A 16,589-nucleotide genomic window follows, 5' to 3' on the forward strand; every position below is an offset into this window, starting at 1 on the left:
TATGAGGGGCGAGAGGTTGGCGCGGGCAAGCGCCTCGCCAACCTGGTCAGGTCCGGAAGGAAGCAGCCACAACGAGCCCCGCTTGGGTCGATGTCCAGCCTCTCACCTCGCGCCCTTTGCGCAAACGCCACGTCAGGAGGATCACCATGATTGCATCAGTATCCCCTTTACCGGATTTGGCGCATTCCTGAAGGACACGCGCCTTTGCCCGCTTTGATCCTTTTTCCTGATCGACGGCACTCACAATGACAGACCTGACGCTGGCCAGCCTTGGCTGGTCCCCTTTCTTTGAAGCCCAACGCGATGCGGACGACATTGGAACACCTGCGCGTGTCACCGCTGTGCATCGCGCCAGCGTGACCGTGCTTGGCCCCCAAGGGATCGCCACGCTTTTGCCCCCCCAACAGGCTGGCAACTATGCGGTGGGTGATTGGGTGCTGCATGACGGCACAGTGATCACCCGCCTGCTGCACCGCCAGACCGAAGTGTCGCGCCGCGCCGCGGGCGAAGTAGCGATGCGGCAATTGATTGCGGCCAACGTCGATACGCTTGCGATTGTCACCAGTTGCAACGCAGATTTCAACGTTGCCCGCCTTGAACGCTATCTGGCGATGGCCGGGGCGGCGGGCTGTTTGCCGCTGATCGTGCTGACCAAGGCGGACGAATGCGCCGATGTGGACAGCTACATTGATCGCGCGCAGGATCTATCGGCGCTCGCGTCCGTCATCGCAATTGATGCACGCGATCCCGAGGATGCCAAACGCCTTTATCCGTGGTGCAGGAACGGCCAGACCCTCGCGCTGGTCGGATCGTCCGGCGTGGGCAAGACCACGTTGCAAAACCTGCTGACAGGGATCGAGGACGCGACCCAGGGCATGCGCGAAGATGATGCCAAGGGACGCCACACCACGACCAGCCGCGCCCTGCGCCCGACCCTTGCAGGCGGCTGGCTGATCGACACGCCTGGCATGCGCGAGTTACGCCTGACCGACGCGGCCGAAGGGATCGACGCTGTATTTGGTGACCTCAGCGAATTGGCGCAGGAGTGCAAATTCAACGACTGCGCCCATGAAAGCGAGCCGGGTTGCGCCATTCAGGCGGCAATCGCCGCGGGAACGATTGACGCGGATCGCCTTGCGCGCTGGCAAAAACTGCTGCGCGAGGACGAATACAACAGTGAATCCGTGGCCGAGGCCCGTGCCCGCAATAAAAAGCTGGGTAAGATGTATCGCAGCGTGCTGAGCGCAAAGCACACCAAACGCGGTAACGAGTCGTGATGGCGTTTGCGTTGCGCAGGCCGCCGCACCAACTTCGCAATCAATGCCAACCAGCGGAAAACACCTAGCCACCCAGCGCCCAATCCATCTGTTCGCCCGTTTCCACGGCGCACGGGCGCACCGCGCGCAGACGTAGCAGCGCGGTGCGCCCGTCCTCTCCGGCGGCAACCATGATCCGCAAACAGGCCATGCCTGACCGGCCACACCCCGCACGGCAATGGACAAGCACGCGCCCGCCGCTGCGCAGAACCTCCAAGGCCTGCGCCTCAATAGCGCCCCAAGGATCAACACCCGACGGCACGCCGAAATCCGCAATCGGCAGATGCACCCAGCCGATCCCGCGCGCGGCAAGATCATCGGGCATATCCTGCGCGGCCAGTTCCGCCAGCGGCGTCATCGTGACCACCAACTGCGGGCCCCACGCGACCAAAGCGCGCAAATCGACATCATAGTTGCCGCCCCGCCCCGGCATCGGCGTGATCGCCAAAGCACCCGCCAAAACGGGCAGCGCGCTTATCCCGAAATCCGATGCCATCAATACTCCCGCGATGCCTGTGGACCTTGGCCCTTCTCCGCCATACCCTAGCCCCCTATCGCGAATCCAGAAAGCCGACATGAACGCCGACGCCCCCAAACCAGCCTATCAAGTTCTTGCGCGGAAATACCGCCCCGAAACCTTTGCCGATCTTGTTGGTCAGGATGCGATGGTGCGCACCCTGCGCAACGCCTTTGCCGCTGACCGGATCGCGCAGGCCTTTATGATGACGGGGATTCGCGGGACCGGAAAAACCACCACCGCGCGGATCATCGCCAAGGGAATGAACTGCATCGGCACAGACGGACAGGGCGGCCCGACAACTGAACCCTGCGGTGAATGCGAACACTGCAGCGCGATCATGGAAGGCCGCCACGTTGACGTGATCGAAATGGACGCGGCCAGCAACACCGGCGTTGCCAATATCCGCGAAATCATCGATTCCGTGCATTACCGCGCCGCCAGCGCACGCTACAAAGTCTACATCATCGACGAAGTGCACATGCTGTCCACCGGCGCGTTCAACGCCCTGCTGAAGACCCTCGAAGAACCACCCGCTCACGTCAAATTCATCTTTGCGACGACCGAAATCCGCAAGGTGCCCGTAACCGTCCTGTCACGCTGTCAGCGCTTTGATCTGCGCCGCATCGAACCCGAAGACATGATCGCGATGCTGCGCCGGATTGCCACGGCCGAGGGGGCCGAAATTGCCGATGATGCGCTTGCCCTGATCACCCGCGCCGCCGAAGGCTCGGCGCGTGATGCGCAATCGCTGCTGGATCAGGCGATCAGTCACGGCGCGGGCGAAACCACCGCCGATCAGGTGCGGGCGATGCTGGGGCTTGCTGACCGCGGCCGCGTGCTTGATCTGTTCGACATGATCCTGCAAGGCGATGCGGCCGGGGCACTGACCGAACTCTCAGGCCAGTATTCCGATGGGGCTGACCCGATGGCGATGCTGCGCGATCTGGCAGAAATGACCCACTGGGTCAGCGTGGTAAAGATCACGCCCGATGCCGCCGACGATCCGACAATCGGCCCCGATGAGCGCACCCGCGGTCTGGCGATGGCCGAAAAACTGCCGATGCGGATCATGACTCGCATGTGGCAAATGCTGCTCAAGGCACTTGAGGAAGTGGCGATGGCACCCAACGCGATGATGGCCGCCGAAATGGCTGTGATCCGCCTGACCCATGTGGCGGACCTGCCCACACCCGACGACCTGGTGCGCAAGCTGCAAGACACAACTCCGCCCCCGTCCGGTGGCGGCGGCCGCCCCGCGCCAAGCGCCGGGCAATCCACCGAGGCGCGCAGCCAGACGCCGGCACCCACCCACTCCGGCCCATCCGGCCCCTCTGCCCATAGCGCCCAAACCGCAGTTGCCATCGCCACCGATGACAGCCTCGCGCGGTTTGCGACGTTTGAAAGTGTGGTTGCCCTGATCCGCAGACACCGCGACGCGAAACTGCTGGTCGACGTCGAAAGCGGCGTCAAACTTGTCAGCTATGCGCCCGGGCGGATCGAATTTGAACAGGCGCCCGATGCCGCCCCCGATCTGGCCCAGCGCCTTGGCGCGCGCTTGCAGGCCTTTACGGGCAATCGCTGGGCCGTCAGCGTGACCGGCAGTGGCGGCGCACCCACCATCGCCGAACTGCGCGACAAGGCCGATGTCGACCTGCGTGAAAAGGCCGAAAAGCACCCGCTGGTGCAGGCCGTCCTGATGCAGTTCCCGACCGCGCAGATTACCGAAATCCGCTCACCAAAGGAGCTTGAGACCGAAGCCGCCGAGGACGCCCTCCCCGAGGTCGACGAGGAATGGGATCCCTTCGAGGACAGCTAGCGCCCCTTGTCGCGCGCCCGGACAGACCGTATCTCATTACAAACGCACATTTTCAGGAGACGAGCAGATGTTCAAAGGTTTAGGCCAAATGGGCGACATGGCCAAAATGATGAAAAAAGCGCAGGAAATGCAGGGCAAGATGGCCGAACTGCAGGAAGAAATGCACAACATCCTGGTCACAGGCGAAAGCGGCGCAGGGTTGGTCAAGGCCACAGCCAGCGCCAAGGGCGAACTCAAGGCGCTCGATATCGACCCGTCGATCTTCAAGGCGGATGACAAGGAAGTCGTCGAAGACCTGATCCTGGCGGCAATCAAGGATGCGCAGCAAAAGGCATCAGACCGCGCACAGTCAGAAATGGCGAAATTGACCGAAGGCATGGGCCTGCCCGCCGACATGAAACTTCCGTTCTAGCTTGAACGCAAGTCCTTCAAATTGGTGTGGTGCAGGGAAAGGCAACCCCTTTGACGGGCCGCGCCAAGACGTTATGAAGCGGTGACATACCCATGACCCAAGGCACCCAAGACATCGACGACCTGATCGCCTTGATGGCGAAACTGCCCGGGCTTGGGCCGCGTTCGGCGCGGCGCGCGGTGCTGCACCTGATCAAGAAACGCGGGCGGCTTCTGACGCCCCTTGCCGAATCCATGCAAAAAGTCGGCGCCACGGCACGCGAATGCCTGAACTGCGGCAATATCGGCACCGGCGATATCTGCAATATCTGCACAAGCGAAAAACGTGCAACAGGGCAGATTTGCGTGGTCGAAGATGTCGCCGACCTTTGGGCGATGGAACGGGCGGCTGTGTTCAAAGGCCGCTATCACGTGCTGGGCGGCACACTGTCGGCCCTTGATGATATCGGCCCCGAAGAGTTGCGCATCCCAAAACTGCGCGACAGGATCGCCAGCGAAAACATCACCGAGGTGATCCTTGCACTTGGGGCGACCATCGACGGGCAAACCACCGCCCATTACATCGCTGATAACCTGCCAGGCGTCTCCGTGACATCACTCGCGCAGGGCGTGCCGGTTGGCGGCGAACTCGACTACCTCGACGAGGGCACGATCACCGCCGCCCTGAACGCACGCAAGGCACTTTAGCCCGCGACCCCGTCGCACGGCAGGTCCGGTATCTCGGGAATCACGGCCCAGCCCATTTCGTCACCGCGATCCAGATCAACAAAGGTCCAGCCGTCGACCGGAATGAACCGATATTGAATATCGTCACCTGCGCGCAGCACACCGCTGACCGGCGCGTCCTGGTGGCGCCCGGTGTGAAGCGCGATCTCGGGGCCACGATAGCCGATACAGGACCTCTCGAAACCAATGGCCACGGGCAGATCAATCATCCGCATCCTCGCCGCAATATTTGGGATGCGCAGGCTTGTGCGCGTGGTGTCCATAGCACAGGCCCACTTGGCTTCCATCTCGCGCACCTGAGCGACGATCCCAGCTTCTGAGGGATCAGGCTCCGCCCCCGTCACCGTGCAGTCGGAGTTATCAAAAATCGCCTGGCCTAGCGGGGATTGAAAACAGTTTCCGGCGTGATCAAACACGAGATTGCGGGTGAACCACAGCTCGTCGCAAATTTCGACAGCCTGCACCGCGCCACCCCAGATCACCAAGAAAATGACAGCAGAAACGCGCCTGACCACCCCTTCTTCTGTTCAAAACCACTCCCGCCGGAGGCGCCGACCCTACCACATGTCTGCCGCCCGATCACTTGGGCACAACCGCGCAGCGCACCAATCAACAAAAACGACAAAGCCCCGCGGCCATCGGCTGCGGGGCTTTTCAATCTGGTCGGACCAACAATGTGGCGCGATTACTGTGCAGTCAGTTTGAACCCCAACGCCTGATCCCAGTGCACAAAGGTCCCTGTGCAAATGAATCCATTCTTGGAGTAGCTGCGCATGCCATGCCGGAATTCGTTGAACGCGTTGTTATAGTCTTCCCGCTCGCGGAACTGGGGCATGATCCGATTCAGCAAAACGAACACAGATTTGCGGCTGATCCGGCAGAATTCGTCGATCAGGACCATCCAGTCCTTGGGATGGCAGTAGTGTTCGATCGCCTGAAAGCACATGACCATGTCATAGCTTTTGTCCGCAAACGGATAGGGCGCGTGCCCGGCATCAAAGACGGTCATCGGCAAGTCAATGCTTTCGACAACGTGGCGATAGGGCCAATCCGGTTTTTCGGGGTCAATTGCGTTGCCACGATCATCATATTCGCGTTCAAAGTCGGGATCATTCAGCGCCCGAAACTGGGACATCGCCGCGCCGTCCTTGGACCAGGCCATATTTGCATAATCGGTGCCCATCACGTTGTGGCCGTAGTGGCGCAGGATTTCCAGCATGGCACCGTGGGCCGTTGAAAGTTCAAGCACATCTTGCGGCTGCGAGATCAGCAATTCGGGCATATAAAGCTGAATGCGGTTCCAGCACCGTTCGATATTGCGCCCGCGTTTGGCGTATTTTTGCTGCATCGTCGCGCTGCGGCGCTGCCCTTCGGTGTCAAGCGGGTAGTCCGCCATCAGTTCAGCGGGCGGGGTCTCACCGAACAGGTCGATCGTATCGGCCTTGATCCGTTCCTGTTTGATTAATTTGCGGACCGCGGGGTCCTTGAAGGTTCTCACGTCATGCAACACTGCTCTGCTCCTCAATCGCGATCATTCCGACTTCTCAGGAACGAGAAAAGTCCATCCATGTGGCGCGAAAATGGCTGCGATTTGATTAATTACGGCAGAACTAGATTGTTTCTATGATCGCTACAAAAAACCCCAGCACTAGGCTGGGGTTTCTGTATCGCAAACAACGCGGCAGTCTTATGCGTCGTCGTCATCGTCGTCATCATCGGGCAGGTTAAAGAACGTGTCTTTATCTGGTACGGATGTATCTTCTACATCTTCATCCACGTCCGTAGACAATGTGAACGTCTCAAGCCCCGCAATCGCGCTTGGCATCTTCGGTTCGTCTGGCATCCCAAGGCTCTGCTCGGTGCTGACCAGCTTGCGGCGCTCGTCGTCAGACATCACGCCGCCCTCTTTTGCCTTCTTGGCGTTGGCCTTTTGCACAGCCGCGTCCAGTTCGGACTGCTTGCAAAGGCCCAGCGCAACCGGATCAATCGGGTCGATGTTGTTGATGTTCCAGTGGGTGCGTTCGCGGATCGCCTGAATGGTCGGCTTGGTCGTGCCCACCAGTTTTGAGACCTGCGCATCGGACAATTCAGGGTGAAACTTCACCAGCCAATAGATCGAGGCAGGGCGATCCTGACGCTTGGACAGTGGCGTATAGCGCGGGCCACGGCGCTTTTCCTCACCATCGGCGGCGGGGTTGTGCACCAGCTTGAGCTTGTGCAGCGGATCAGCCTCGGCCTTGTCGATTTCGTCTTGCGTCAGTTGCTTGTTAGCAATCGGGTCAAACCCTTTGACGCCCATTGCCACATCGCCATCGGCAATGCCCTGCACTTCCAATTCGTGAAAGCCACAAAAATCGGCGATCTGTTTGAAAGTCAGCGTGGTGTTGTCGCAGAGCCAAACAGCGGTGGCTTTCGCCATGATCGGTTTATCAGACATCTCGGTCTCCTATACACATGCCTTCCCCGCGCCCTTAATCGGGCAGACCGCTTGGGCCGGGTTCTCATTGTCGGGGAACTTGCGTGCTATATAGTCGCGCTGACCCAAAGTGAAAAGATCAAAATGTTACGCTTTCTTTTACCGCTGCTGTTATCCGCCACCCTTGCCCGCGCCGAAGGCACAGCCGGCGAATTTGACTATTACGTCATGTCCCTGTCGTGGTCGCCCAACTGGTGCGCCTTGGAAGGGGATGCGCGCAATTCACCACAATGCGAGGACGGGGCCGATTTTGGCTGGGTGCTGCACGGGCTCTGGCCGCAATATGAACGCGGCTGGCCCGATTATTGCCCGACCGTGCGGCGCAACCCGTCACGGGCCGATACGGCGGCGCAGGCATCGCTATTTGGATCAAGCGGATCGGCATGGTATCAATGGAACAAGCATGGCCGTTGTTCGGGGCTGTCAGCCGACGATTACTACGCCCTCGCCCGCATCGCGTATGACCGGATCACCCGCCCCGCCGTTTTGCGCGACCTTGACCGTGCAGTGACCCTGCCTGCCGCGCTGATCGAACAGGCCTTCTTGCGCGATAATCCGCAGCTGACCGCCGACATGATCACGATCACCTGTCGGTCTGGGCGAATCCAAGAGGTCCGCATCTGCCTGACCCGCGATCTGGACCCGCGCACCTGTGGGGCTGATGTAATCCGCGATTGCACGCTCGACGACGCTCTGTTTGATCCGCTGCGTTAAAAGAACGGCTGCCGGGCGGACAAAGCCGCCATTTCGTACATCGCGCCGGACGGCGGCTTTGCGCGCGTGGTCACGTGTTGGAGATCCTCTCAGGCCTTATTCGTGACTCTTTGCGACCAAGAACGGTAAACGCAGTTTCTTACTGCATTTCGAACAATTCTTGGAGCATGTGGAGGCCGATTACCTCAGCGTGCTGCACCTTTTGGCCCAGTCCGTCTGATGTATTCGAGAAACTTTTGCACCTTCTCCGTCCTGTGAAGGTCCACGTGGGTCACGACCCAGATCGGGGCCGACCAGTCTTGCGATGGCGGAGATATTTCCACGAGGTTCGGATCGCCAGACGCGTCATGCTCGGCAAGAAAACCGACGCCAATACCATCTCTGATGGCAGCATTTACGACCTGTTGGTCAGTCGTTTTGAGCGCGATATTTTCGGCCCCGACATGCTCCAGTACCCACCCGGCAAAAGGCAACCGGGATGGCTGTTCGCAGGAACCGACAAAACCGTGCCGCGTCAGTTCGTCCAAGGTGGGGTGCCCATGCCGACCGATGTAGCCGCGGCTGGCGTAAAGGCCGAAACGAATGTGCCTGAAGAGAGTGACGACATAGTCAGGGGTGTCGGGCTTTGGCCCGGCGCGAAACGCGACATGGGCCTCGCCATGTTCCAGTCGGGCAAGGTCGGCGATGGCCGCGTATTCCAGCTTGGTTTGCGGATGCGCCGAATGAAAATCGCGCAACGCCGATGTGACAAGTGGCGCGATGCCGGACAGCGCGGTCACGATAAGATTACCCGATAACGTCGCCGAACGCCCGCGGTTGCGCCCAGCCAGATCGGTAAACATTTCATCGGCGCGACCGGCAACTTCCAACATTTCCTGGCCGCTCTCTGTCAAGGTATAGCCCCGCGCGTGCCGTTGAAAAAGCTTCGTCTGGAACTCTGTCTCCAGCGTGTCGATGTGACGATTGACGGTCGCGCGATGCACGCCGAGGGCATCTGCCGCGGCACTGACGGTCCCGTGCCGGGCAAGCATGAGCGCGGTTCTGAGTTCAGTCCAATGCTGCATCCCTTATGACTATCAGGCTTAGGATGTCGCATCAACGCGCATAAGGTGCGTTTTTTGATGTCTGGTGCGCGATTTGATTTGCTGAGATTTATTTGGTCAAACAGCAAGACATGAACATTGAGAGGACAAACCATGAAATATGTTTCGATCGGCCTTCGCGCCCTTTTGACACTCGCATTCGTTGCCGCCGGCGGAGCCAAGCTCGTCGGCGTCGAGATGATGGTCGCGACCTATGACACGATCGGCCTGGGCCAATGGTTCCGGTACCTGACGGGTATCGTGGAAATCGTCGGCGCCGTGTTGCTTTGGATGCCAAACCGCCAAGTCTTAGGGGCGGCGTTGCTTGGGGCCACAATGGTCGGCGCGGTACTGGCCCATTGGTTCGTCGTTGGACCCTCGGCCCTCCCGGCCACCGTTCTTGGTCTGCTATCGGCTGCGGTTCTATTCATCTACCGGGCCCAAATTCCGGCCTACGTTGGTCGCGCCTGACCGATTGCATTCAGATCACGAAGCCCCAATCAGGGTCAGATAGAAAGGATCAAACCGATGAAGATACTGGCTTTCGCGGCCACAAACAGCCGCAAGTCCATCAACCGCACGCTGGTCGAACACGCCGCCGATCAACTGAAGTCCGATATGTTGCCGGGCGCCGAGATCGAGTTTCTGGACCTCAACGATTTTGAGATGCCTCTTTATTCGATCGACCGTGAGACCGAGGGCGGCATTCCGTCCGAGGCGCAGGCTTTCTTTGACAAGGTCGGTAGGGCGGACGCGGTGCTGGTATCCTTTGCCGAGCATAACGGCTCTATCACGGCTGCATGGAAGAACATCTTTGACTGGATGAGCCGGATCGAAATGAAGCTATGGCAGGGCAAGCCGGTGGTGATGCTGGCCGCGACGCCAGGCCCGCGCGCGGGCGCTGGCGTGCTTGGTGGTCAAGAGATGATAGCGCCGTTCTTTGGCGCGGACGTTCGGGGCAAACTTGGCATCGGAAAATGGGCCGAGGCCTGGGATGGCGAGACCCGCACGTTGAACCGCCCGGAAGACAAAGAGGCGCTGCGCAACGCGCTTGACGGCCTCGTCCTGGAAACCGTTTAAGAGGAGGCCCCGATATGGCGATTGATCGCAAACGGCTCGCCATTGTTGGCGGCGGTTATCTTGGGTCAGATTTGGCCAAATCACTGGAGCGGGACATGGATGTCACGCTGATCGAGCGGGCCAGCCATTTTACCCACGCCCCCGCCATGATCCGCGCGATGGTTGACCCGGCGCTGCTGGATCAGGCGCTGATCCCCTATGACGATTTGCTGTCGCGCGGCCGTGTGGTGCAGGGCGAAGCGGCCTCGGTGGACGGCGGTGGTGTCACGTTGACGGATGGGCAGCGAGTAGACGCCGATTATGTCGTTATGGCCACCGGATCGGCTAACCTCGCGCCATTCCGGACGGCCTCGGGCAACATAGCAGAACTGCGCGCCAACAACGACCGCTGGCACAATGCGCTGACGGCTGCCAAAACCGTGCTAATCATCGGCGCGGGCGCGGTCGGCACCGAACTGGCGGGTGAGATCGCCCATGCGCACCCAGACAAGACGGTCACGCTCGTGTCCAGCGATACGACGCTATTCCCGCAAACGCCCGGAAAACTGGGCAAGTCACTTTACCGCAAGCTGATGCGGATGGATGTGGAAGTAATCCTTGGCGCGCGGGCCGATACCTTGCCAGGGCGTGATGCACCGGAGGGCGGCCGCGTGACGCTTTCGACCGGGCAGACCATCGAGGCTGACCTCGTGATCCCCGCCGTCGGGTCCAGTGCGCTTGCCGGGCTTGCCGAAACCCTGCCGGGGGCCGAGCTGGACGTGGTGCACCGAGTGAAAGTGGACGAATGGCTGCGCCCGTCGGACCTGCCCAACGTCTTTGCCGCCGGAGATATGGCAGCCACCGGCGACGGCATGACCATCGTTGGGATTTCACGCCAGAAACCGTGGCTGGAAAAGACGCTCAAGGCGCTTTCGTCCGGCAAACGTATCGAGGAGGTCAAGCCTTACGCGCCTTGGGGTGAAAAAGCCCCGATCCTTGTCCCGCTGGGGCCGCGTCGCGGCAGCGCCTTCCTGATGGCCTTCACCGGCGGCGATTGGATAACCCGCATGATGAAGGGCCGCGACCTATTCCTTGCGAAATACCGCAAGCTGCTCGGTCAGGCCTGACCTGGCACCTCTCTGACGCGCATTGGAGTTTTCGAAAATGACACAAGCAAAATCTACCGCTCTGAAGATCGCCACCGTCCTTTGGGTGATCTGGGGCCTGGTTCACGCCTTCGCCGGTATCATAGTGCTGACTTCCGACGCCTCGTCCGGCTTTGCCGCCATCGCCGACGCTATCGACGCCGAGGCGCTGAAGGCCGAGTATCACGCCGCCGTCGGGGGCATCCTGAACCAGCACGGATGGAACCTCTTGTGGTTTGGCGTCGCGACGATCATTGGCGGGTTGCTGATCTGGCGCGGCAACATGACGGCGATCTGGGTGACCGGCATGGTCGGCGGTCTGGCCGACCTTGGCTACCTGCTGTTCGTGGACTTCCCCGGATACGTCAATTTCTTCCCCGGCACCTTGATGACCTTTATCTCCGGCTCGGCCGTCTTGCTCAGCTTCTGGGTCTGGTTGTCAAACCGCAACGCCTGAACTGTCCTCAGCCCCAACGAAAGGCCAAAGCCATGACCGACCTCGCGAAAATCATCCCGGCCCAAGACGGTCCGTTGATCGTCGAAAACCCGCCCAACCTGAAGGGCTCTGTTGAGGCGGACCTGACCGGCAAGCCCAAGGTCGCGCTGTGTCGTTGCGGCGCGTCCGCCAACAAGCCGTTCTGCGACGGAACCCATACAAAGGTCGGGTTCACCAGCGCGCCGGATCGCAGCCGCCTGCGCAACACGCCGGTGAATTACACCGGCCAAGTGAACGGCGTAGAAGTCACGGTCAGCTACACACCCGTTCTTTGCACCCACGCCGCGCAATGCCAGGCCCGTGCCGTGGCCGTGTTCAACCCAAAGCAAAAGCCGTGGATCCAGCCCGAAAACGGCACGCTTGACGCGATTATAGATGTGATGGCGGCCTGTCCCTCGGGCGCACTGCGCGTCTCGGTCGGGGATCAGCCCGCCCAACATATGACAACCGGGGATGTCGGCATCGCCGTTGAAAAGAACGGCCCCTATCACGTCACGAACGTGGCGCTCGAGGCCGAGTTCAACGGCGCGGGCGCATCGCGGGCCAAATACTCGCTCTGCCGCTGCGGGTTGTCGAAGAACAAACCGTTCTGCGACGGGTCCCACCATGATGCGAAATGGTCCGATGACAGCGCAAAACCCGACTGACGAAGCGGCCTTTGGCGTCGTGTGCGGGTCGATCACCGCCGTGGTCTTTCAGATGGCCATTCATCACCCGAGCGAGGCGCCCGGATCGCGTTGCGTTTGGGTAGAAACATCCCAGGAACTATGGTCGGGGCTGGAATAACCGGGGGCCTCGGGCTGGCCATCAGCCTCGTGAAATATGCAGCCCGTTAAAGACGGGTCACCATCTGAAAGGGCATGACATGATACGCTTGTTTCAAATCATATTGGTCAGATCAAATGCTGTCCCCTTGCTGACCGGCCGTCTGGCGACTTTCGCCGGCGCGGCGCACTTTGTGCCCGCCGAATAGATCGCCACGGATTTCGACGCGCAAATCCGTATTTATGGTATCTGGTTTAAAGGGGTATTTTGGCTAAGCCTCTGGATGGCCTTCAACATCAAGACGTTTGGCCCAGTCTTACAGATCGTATTTTCAGTCATGGCGATTGCGGGCGTTCTGCGCATTTACACGATTGTCACTGCGGGCGAGTTCCCGACAACCACTCTTGTCGGCGCAGTCGTGGAGATTGCGACGCAGCTTTTCATCCCGTGGCATCGGTATGTTTTGAAGCAAGAACTCCCTGAACAGAAAGCCGGCGGGGTGCTGATGCTGCAGGGCGACACACCCAAACAGATCGAATACTGAACCGACGGCCCGCCTGTGTCAGCGTTTCTTTACACCCGTGACATGCTGGCCGATCGGTTTGCCGATTGAGATATCCTTCGCCTTGAAGACTACGGCGCTGACCTGCACGAAGGCCCGGGCCATTCCGGCAAATCGGCACTCATTGACCTGATCGCAAGTCGGCCTCAGCTATAGGTTGGTGTCGGACCGCGTTGAGGTCTCAGCTTTGGCGGCGTGCCTATCGAGGTATCGAAAAGCTGGATAAGCATCCCCCTTATCAAGCATACATTCATTGCGCAGCATCCGACGCTGTGGGCTCGCATTTGCGATTACGTGCAGCCACCCCATCTTTTCAGACCTGCAACACAATTTTCCCGATATGCGAACTGCTTTCCATGCGCATGTGGGCGGCGCAGGCATCGGCGAGGGCAAATTCCTGATCCAGGACAGGCGCGATTTTGCCCGCCGTCAACATCGGCCAAACCTTTTGGCGCAATTGCCGGGCAATCTCTGCCTTGGCCAGATCGGACTGCGGGCGCAGAGTTGATCCAGTGATCGTCTGCCGCTTCATCATCATCGGTGCGAAATTCACTTCGGCCTTGGGACCTTGCAGAAAGGCGATCTGCACCAACCGCCCGTCGTCGGCCAGTGACCGCAGGTTACGCGCGATATAGTCACCCCCGACCATATCAAGGATCACATCAGCCCCGCCCACGCCCTTTATCACATCAACGAAATCCACCTCACGGTAGTTAATCGCCACTTCGGCCCCAAGTGCGAGGCAGGCCGCGCATTTCTCGTCCGATCCGGCGGTCGTGAACACCCGCGCACCAAAGGCCCGCGCCAGCTGGATTGCCGTGGTGCCGATCCCGCTTGAGCCGCCATGCACAAGGAAGCTTTCGCCCGCCCGCAACCCAGCGCGCATGAACACATTGGACCAGACGGTAAAAAACGTCTCGGGCAGGCAGGCGGCCGCGCGCATCCCCATGCCCCCCGGCACGGGCAGGCAATGCGCAGCCGGTGTGGCGACAAATTCCGCATACCCCCGCCGGGCAGCAAGGCGCAAACCTCATCACCCAGGGCCCATTCGGTCACGCCATCACCAAGGCTCACAACCTCGCCCGAACACTCCAGACCGGGCAAATCACTCGCCCCGTTTGGCGGCGCATAAAGGCCGGCGCGCTGCAAGGCATCAGGGCGATTTACGCCAGCATAGGCCACTTTGATCACAACCTGACCGTGGCCCGCCACGGGCATGGAGCGGTCAGCAATCTGCAAGACATCAGGGCCGCCAGCGGTGGTAATTTCAACAGCGCGCATCGTCTTAGTCATGGGGAGTCCAGTGGCCGGGCAAATCATCGCGGGCGGCACCCTGCGGCGCTTTGACATGGCCAAACAGCTGTCCCAACGGCCCCAGAACAGGCCGCAACAACGGGTTCTCGCGCGCTTGTGCCTTGGCCTTTTCAAACTGCATCACGTTTTCGATGCGCCGGTCGATGAATTCGTCAGTAGCCAGCGCGTCAAAGCTTTGATCACCCAACCAGAACAGCACAACAGACCCGTAAACCGCCGACAGGGTCGCGCGTTTTGTATACCAGTTGATGTCGCGCGATGTGTCACCCAGCGCGGTCCAGATCGCATCCGCCGTGCCCCAGATCAGGCCCGCGCCCGTGGGGGCCAAATGTGGCAGGGCAAACAGCGAGGTGCCACGGCGCACGACCTCCTTGTCGCCCGCAACCTCGAGGCGCAAGCGAATCGCGGTGGCCACCTTGTCGCGGAAACGCATGTTGGCCAGATCGGTCTGGGCTAGGCGCGCGACCATCGCCCGGTCGCCGTCCTCGTGATATAGAACCGCCAGATCCACCGCGCCGCGCGGACAGGCCGCACGCGCCGCCCCCGCATCAACACCCGATTCGGCTACCGCCGCGTCAAACGCCGCCTGCGACCACCCATCAAAGGGCACATGCGGCACGATCGCCTGCAAAAGCACGGATTTGACGGGATCAGGCGCGGGGGTTGGCATGGCGTTCTCCTTGATTGTGGCCAGTGTAGACAAGACGCCGAGCCTTTGCTATACGGCGGCTTCCTGCAAATCCTTGCAAATCCAACTTAGAAAGGTGGTGAAAACCACATGCAGGTTAGTGTTCGTGACAACAATGTCGATCAGGCGCTTCGTGCTCTGAAGAAAAAGCTCCAGCGTGAAGGTGTCTTTCGCGAAATGAAGCTCAAGCAGCATTTCGAGAAGCCCTCCGAGAAAAAGGCGCGCGAGAAGGCCGAGGCCATCCGCCGTCAGCGCAAGCTGGCTCGGAAGAAAGCACAGCGTGAGGGGATGCTCTAAGCAACCTCTGGCACTGAAGAATTAAGGAAACCCCGTGCTTTATAGCGCGGGGTTTTTCGTTAGGTGCAGCACGGTTCGACTGATAGCCTAACGGAAAAAAGAGGATCCCATGGCTCTACTCGCAACACTGCTGATTGCTCTCATCGCACTCCTGCATGTCTATATTATGTGGTTTGAGATGTTCGCATGGGAAAGCCGCGGCCCCAAAGTCTTTGCCAGCCTCGGCAAAGACTTGTTCCCGAAGACCAAAGCCATGGCGGCCAATCAGGGACTTTACAACGGGTTCCTCGCAGCGGGCCTGATCTGGTCGCTGGTCATCGCGGATTCGGCTTGGTCCCAGAATGTCGCGCTGTTCTTTCTGGCCTGTGTGTTCGTCGCGGGCGTTTATGGTGCGGCGACCGTCAGCAAACGGATCATCTATGTGCAATCCGTGCCGTCGGGATTAGCGATCTTGGCGTTGCTGCTGTCCTAGAACAACACAAACGCGCAATCGATCTCCTGAAGTTCAACATTTCAAAACGAGAAAACCTGAAAGTTGCCGTCCTTAACGCATTTATCGGCGCGTTCGGAGCAACGACCATACCGATTCTATGAAGTCTGATTGGAAACTAAGCCCTAAACCGGCAGGGCCGTCGTGCTGACAACGGTGCGCAGGGCAAAGCTGGATTGCATGGTTTGCACGCCCGGAAGGCTGGCCAGATGGCGGCGGTGGATCGCGGCGAAATCATCGGTATCGGCGGCGACAACCTTGAGCAGGTAATCGGCTGACCCGGCCATCAGGTGACATTCCAACACATCCGGCACCCGTGCGACGGCCTTTTCAAAGGCGTCCAGCACTTCATCCGCTTGTGCCGACAGGGTGATTTCCACGAAAACAGTGGTTTTGCGCCCGATCTTGCGGGCATCCAGCAGGGCCACGTAATCGCGAATGATCCCGTCCTTTTCCAGCCGCTGCACCCGGCGGTGACAGGCCGATGGTGACAGGTTTACCTTGTCCGACAGCTCGGCGTGCGACATCCGCCCGCCTTTTTGCAGGGCCACCAGGATTCGGCGGTCTATCTGGTCAATTTCCATATCACGCATGATCCTTCGACTTTTTCGCCATTCCACGCTCGATTCTAAGCGTAAAATCCACCAAAGTCAGCCCCATTCACATGCCAATTGCAGACCACCCCGCCCATAGTCGCGCCAGTTCAGGGAGG

The 16,589-nt window shown here is 59.9% G+C and carries 20 protein-coding genes, 1 other RNA gene and 1 pseudogene; 14 read left to right on the forward strand and 8 right to left on the reverse strand.

Annotated elements, in window-relative coordinates:
• Positions 1 to 9: 9 nt before the first annotated feature.
• An RNA gene (gene ffs / locus FTO60_RS13985) (signal recognition particle sRNA small type) lies at positions 10 to 108 on the forward strand.
• Between the two features lie 137 nt (positions 109 to 245).
• Positions 246 to 1,277 (forward strand): ribosome small subunit-dependent GTPase A, encoded by a 1,032-nt coding sequence (gene rsgA, locus FTO60_RS13990; RefSeq protein WP_148056538.1) that lies wholly within the window; start codon positions 246 to 248, stop codon positions 1,275 to 1,277.
• Between the two features lie 64 nt (positions 1,278 to 1,341).
• Here the strand turns inward: rsgA and FTO60_RS13995 are convergent, their stop codons facing one another.
• Positions 1,342 to 1,812, reverse strand: coding sequence for a protein-tyrosine phosphatase family protein (locus FTO60_RS13995; protein WP_148056539.1), 471 nt, complete (start codon positions 1,810 to 1,812; stop codon positions 1,342 to 1,344).
• A 79-nt stretch (positions 1,813 to 1,891) separates the two neighbouring features.
• On the opposite strand from FTO60_RS13995, the gene FTO60_RS14000 reads away from it, so the two are divergent.
• The 3 genes from FTO60_RS14000 (at position 1,892) to recR (ending at position 4,750) form a co-directional block, all read left to right on the forward strand.
• Positions 1,892 to 3,652, forward strand: coding sequence for a DNA polymerase III subunit gamma/tau (locus FTO60_RS14000; protein ID WP_254696818.1), 1,761 nt, complete (start codon positions 1,892 to 1,894; stop codon positions 3,650 to 3,652).
• A gap of 67 nt (positions 3,653 to 3,719) precedes the next feature.
• Positions 3,720 to 4,064: a YbaB/EbfC family nucleoid-associated protein gene (locus tag FTO60_RS14005; RefSeq protein ID WP_148056541.1), complete on the forward strand. Its 345-nt coding sequence runs from the start codon at positions 3,720 to 3,722 to the stop codon at positions 4,062 to 4,064.
• A gap of 92 nt (positions 4,065 to 4,156) precedes the next feature.
• Positions 4,157 to 4,750: a recombination mediator RecR gene (gene recR / locus FTO60_RS14010; protein WP_148056542.1), complete on the forward strand. Its 594-nt coding sequence runs from the start codon at positions 4,157 to 4,159 to the stop codon at positions 4,748 to 4,750.
• Here the strand turns inward: recR and FTO60_RS14015 are convergent.
• From FTO60_RS14015 to FTO60_RS14025, 3 genes are all read right to left on the reverse strand, one after another.
• On the reverse strand, positions 4,747 to 5,304 hold the full coding sequence (locus tag FTO60_RS14015; RefSeq protein WP_148056543.1) for a DUF4453 domain-containing protein: 558 nt from the start codon (positions 5,302 to 5,304) through the stop codon (positions 4,747 to 4,749). The two genes, recR and FTO60_RS14015, sit on opposite strands and share 4 nt — an antisense overlap.
• 170 nt (positions 5,305 to 5,474) lie before the next feature.
• Positions 5,475 to 6,287, reverse strand: coding sequence for a class I SAM-dependent methyltransferase (locus FTO60_RS14020; RefSeq protein WP_148056544.1), 813 nt, complete (start codon positions 6,285 to 6,287; stop codon positions 5,475 to 5,477).
• A 189-nt stretch (positions 6,288 to 6,476) separates the two neighbouring features.
• Positions 6,477 to 7,226 carry a DUF1013 domain-containing protein gene (locus tag FTO60_RS14025; RefSeq protein ID WP_148056545.1) on the reverse strand — a complete coding sequence of 250 codons (750 nt, stop codon included), beginning with the start codon at positions 7,224 to 7,226 and terminating at the stop codon, positions 6,477 to 6,479.
• A gap of 123 nt (positions 7,227 to 7,349) precedes the next feature.
• Between FTO60_RS14025 and FTO60_RS14030 the strand changes: the two genes are divergently transcribed.
• A complete protein-coding gene (locus FTO60_RS14030; protein ID WP_148056546.1) occupies positions 7,350 to 7,979 on the forward strand; it encodes a ribonuclease T2 in 630 nt (209 codons plus the stop codon).
• A 185-nt stretch (positions 7,980 to 8,164) separates the two neighbouring features.
• On the opposite strand, the gene FTO60_RS14035 is transcribed toward FTO60_RS14030, so the two are convergent.
• The gene (locus tag FTO60_RS14035; protein WP_148056547.1) at positions 8,165 to 9,043 is read right to left on the reverse strand and encodes a LysR family transcriptional regulator; all 879 of its coding nucleotides are present in this window, start codon (positions 9,041 to 9,043) and stop codon (positions 8,165 to 8,167) included.
• Between the two features lie 132 nt (positions 9,044 to 9,175).
• Between FTO60_RS14035 and FTO60_RS14040 the strand changes: the two genes are divergently transcribed.
• The 6 genes from FTO60_RS14040 to FTO60_RS14065 all read left to right on the forward strand — a co-directional run bounded on the left by FTO60_RS14040 (position 9,176) and on the right by FTO60_RS14065 (position 13,070).
• Positions 9,176 to 9,532 (forward strand): DoxX family protein, encoded by a 357-nt coding sequence (locus tag FTO60_RS14040; RefSeq protein ID WP_148056548.1) that lies wholly within the window; start codon positions 9,176 to 9,178, stop codon positions 9,530 to 9,532.
• Between the two features lie 57 nt (positions 9,533 to 9,589).
• The gene (locus tag FTO60_RS14045) at positions 9,590 to 10,141 is read left to right on the forward strand and encodes an NADPH-dependent FMN reductase (protein WP_148056549.1); all 552 of its coding nucleotides are present in this window, start codon (positions 9,590 to 9,592) and stop codon (positions 10,139 to 10,141) included.
• Positions 10,142 to 10,155: 14 nt separating this feature from the next.
• Positions 10,156 to 11,247 (forward strand): NAD(P)/FAD-dependent oxidoreductase, encoded by a 1,092-nt coding sequence (locus tag FTO60_RS14050; protein ID WP_148056550.1) that lies wholly within the window; start codon positions 10,156 to 10,158, stop codon positions 11,245 to 11,247.
• Positions 11,248 to 11,284: 37 nt separating this feature from the next.
• Entirely contained in the window at positions 11,285 to 11,722 is a 438-nt protein-coding gene (locus FTO60_RS14055) for a hypothetical protein (protein WP_148056551.1), read from the forward strand.
• Between the two features lie 32 nt (positions 11,723 to 11,754).
• Entirely contained in the window at positions 11,755 to 12,408 is a 654-nt protein-coding gene (locus FTO60_RS14060; RefSeq protein ID WP_148056552.1) for a CDGSH iron-sulfur domain-containing protein, read from the forward strand.
• A 326-nt stretch (positions 12,409 to 12,734) separates the two neighbouring features.
• Positions 12,735 to 13,070 carry a DUF4345 family protein gene (locus FTO60_RS14065; RefSeq protein WP_148056553.1) on the forward strand — a complete coding sequence of 112 codons (336 nt, stop codon included), beginning with the start codon at positions 12,735 to 12,737 and terminating at the stop codon, positions 13,068 to 13,070.
• 331 nt (positions 13,071 to 13,401) lie between these two features.
• On the opposite strand, the pseudogene FTO60_RS14070 reads toward FTO60_RS14065, so the two are convergent.
• Both FTO60_RS14070 and FTO60_RS14075 read right to left on the reverse strand, forming a co-directional pair.
• Positions 13,402 to 14,381 (reverse strand): annotated as a pseudogene (locus FTO60_RS14070) (NAD(P)H-quinone oxidoreductase).
• Positions 14,374 to 15,072 (reverse strand): COQ9 family protein, encoded by a 699-nt coding sequence (locus FTO60_RS14075; protein WP_148056554.1) that lies wholly within the window; start codon positions 15,070 to 15,072, stop codon positions 14,374 to 14,376. The pseudogene FTO60_RS14070 and the gene FTO60_RS14075 overlap by 8 nt, the downstream one beginning before the upstream one ends.
• Before the next feature lie 108 nt (positions 15,073 to 15,180).
• On the opposite strand from FTO60_RS14075, the gene rpsU reads away from it, so the two are divergent.
• Together rpsU and FTO60_RS14085 are read left to right on the forward strand one after the other, a co-directional pair.
• On the forward strand, positions 15,181 to 15,387 hold the full coding sequence (gene rpsU, locus FTO60_RS14080; RefSeq protein ID WP_009159816.1) for a 30S ribosomal protein S21: 207 nt from the start codon (positions 15,181 to 15,183) through the stop codon (positions 15,385 to 15,387).
• Positions 15,388 to 15,496: 109 nt separating this feature from the next.
• On the forward strand, positions 15,497 to 15,859 hold the full coding sequence (locus tag FTO60_RS14085) for a DUF1304 domain-containing protein (protein WP_148056555.1): 363 nt from the start codon (positions 15,497 to 15,499) through the stop codon (positions 15,857 to 15,859).
• Between the two features lie 143 nt (positions 15,860 to 16,002).
• Here the strand turns inward: FTO60_RS14085 and FTO60_RS14090 are convergent, their stop codons facing one another.
• On the reverse strand, positions 16,003 to 16,461 hold the full coding sequence (locus FTO60_RS14090; RefSeq protein ID WP_148057170.1) for an Lrp/AsnC family transcriptional regulator: 459 nt from the start codon (positions 16,459 to 16,461) through the stop codon (positions 16,003 to 16,005).
• Between the last annotated feature and the right edge of the window lie 128 nt (positions 16,462 to 16,589).

Source organism: Octadecabacter sp. SW4, assembly GCF_008065155.1.
In the GTDB taxonomy this organism is placed as follows: domain Bacteria; phylum Pseudomonadota; class Alphaproteobacteria; order Rhodobacterales; family Rhodobacteraceae; genus SW4.

Bases quoted from the DNA above. Each gene is read 5' to 3' on its own strand.
- FTO60_RS14040 (WP_148056548.1), top strand. From the start codon at position 9,176: ATGAAATATGTTTCGATCGGCCTTCGCGCCCTTTTGACACTCGCATTC.
- FTO60_RS14030 (WP_148056546.1), top strand. From the start codon at position 7,350: ATGTTACGCTTTCTTTTACCGCTGCTGTTATCCGCCACCCTTGCCCGC.
- FTO60_RS14050 (WP_148056550.1), top strand. From the start codon at position 10,156: ATGGCGATTGATCGCAAACGGCTCGCCATTGTTGGCGGCGGTTATCTT.
- FTO60_RS14060 (WP_148056552.1), top strand. From the start codon at position 11,755: ATGACCGACCTCGCGAAAATCATCCCGGCCCAAGACGGTCCGTTGATC.
- FTO60_RS14045 (WP_148056549.1), top strand. From the start codon at position 9,590: ATGAAGATACTGGCTTTCGCGGCCACAAACAGCCGCAAGTCCATCAAC.
- recR (WP_148056542.1), top strand. From the start codon at position 4,157: ATGACCCAAGGCACCCAAGACATCGACGACCTGATCGCCTTGATGGCG.
- FTO60_RS14055 (WP_148056551.1), top strand. From the start codon at position 11,285: ATGACACAAGCAAAATCTACCGCTCTGAAGATCGCCACCGTCCTTTGG.
- FTO60_RS14025 (WP_148056545.1), bottom strand. From the start codon at position 7,226: ATGTCTGATAAACCGATCATGGCGAAAGCCACCGCTGTTTGGCTCTGC.
- FTO60_RS14005 (WP_148056541.1), top strand. From the start codon at position 3,720: ATGTTCAAAGGTTTAGGCCAAATGGGCGACATGGCCAAAATGATGAAA.
- rsgA (WP_148056538.1), top strand. From the start codon at position 246: ATGACAGACCTGACGCTGGCCAGCCTTGGCTGGTCCCCTTTCTTTGAA.
- FTO60_RS14075 (WP_148056554.1), bottom strand. From the start codon at position 15,072: ATGCCAACCCCCGCGCCTGATCCCGTCAAATCCGTGCTTTTGCAGGCG.
- FTO60_RS14085 (WP_148056555.1), top strand. From the start codon at position 15,497: ATGGCTCTACTCGCAACACTGCTGATTGCTCTCATCGCACTCCTGCAT.
- FTO60_RS14035 (WP_148056547.1), bottom strand. From the start codon at position 9,043: ATGCAGCATTGGACTGAACTCAGAACCGCGCTCATGCTTGCCCGGCAC.
- FTO60_RS13995 (WP_148056539.1), bottom strand. From the start codon at position 1,812: ATGGCATCGGATTTCGGGATAAGCGCGCTGCCCGTTTTGGCGGGTGCT.
- rpsU (WP_009159816.1), top strand. From the start codon at position 15,181: ATGCAGGTTAGTGTTCGTGACAACAATGTCGATCAGGCGCTTCGTGCT.
- FTO60_RS14090 (WP_148057170.1), bottom strand. From the start codon at position 16,461: ATGGAAATTGACCAGATAGACCGCCGAATCCTGGTGGCCCTGCAAAAA.
- FTO60_RS14000 (WP_254696818.1), top strand. From the start codon at position 1,892: ATGAACGCCGACGCCCCCAAACCAGCCTATCAAGTTCTTGCGCGGAAA.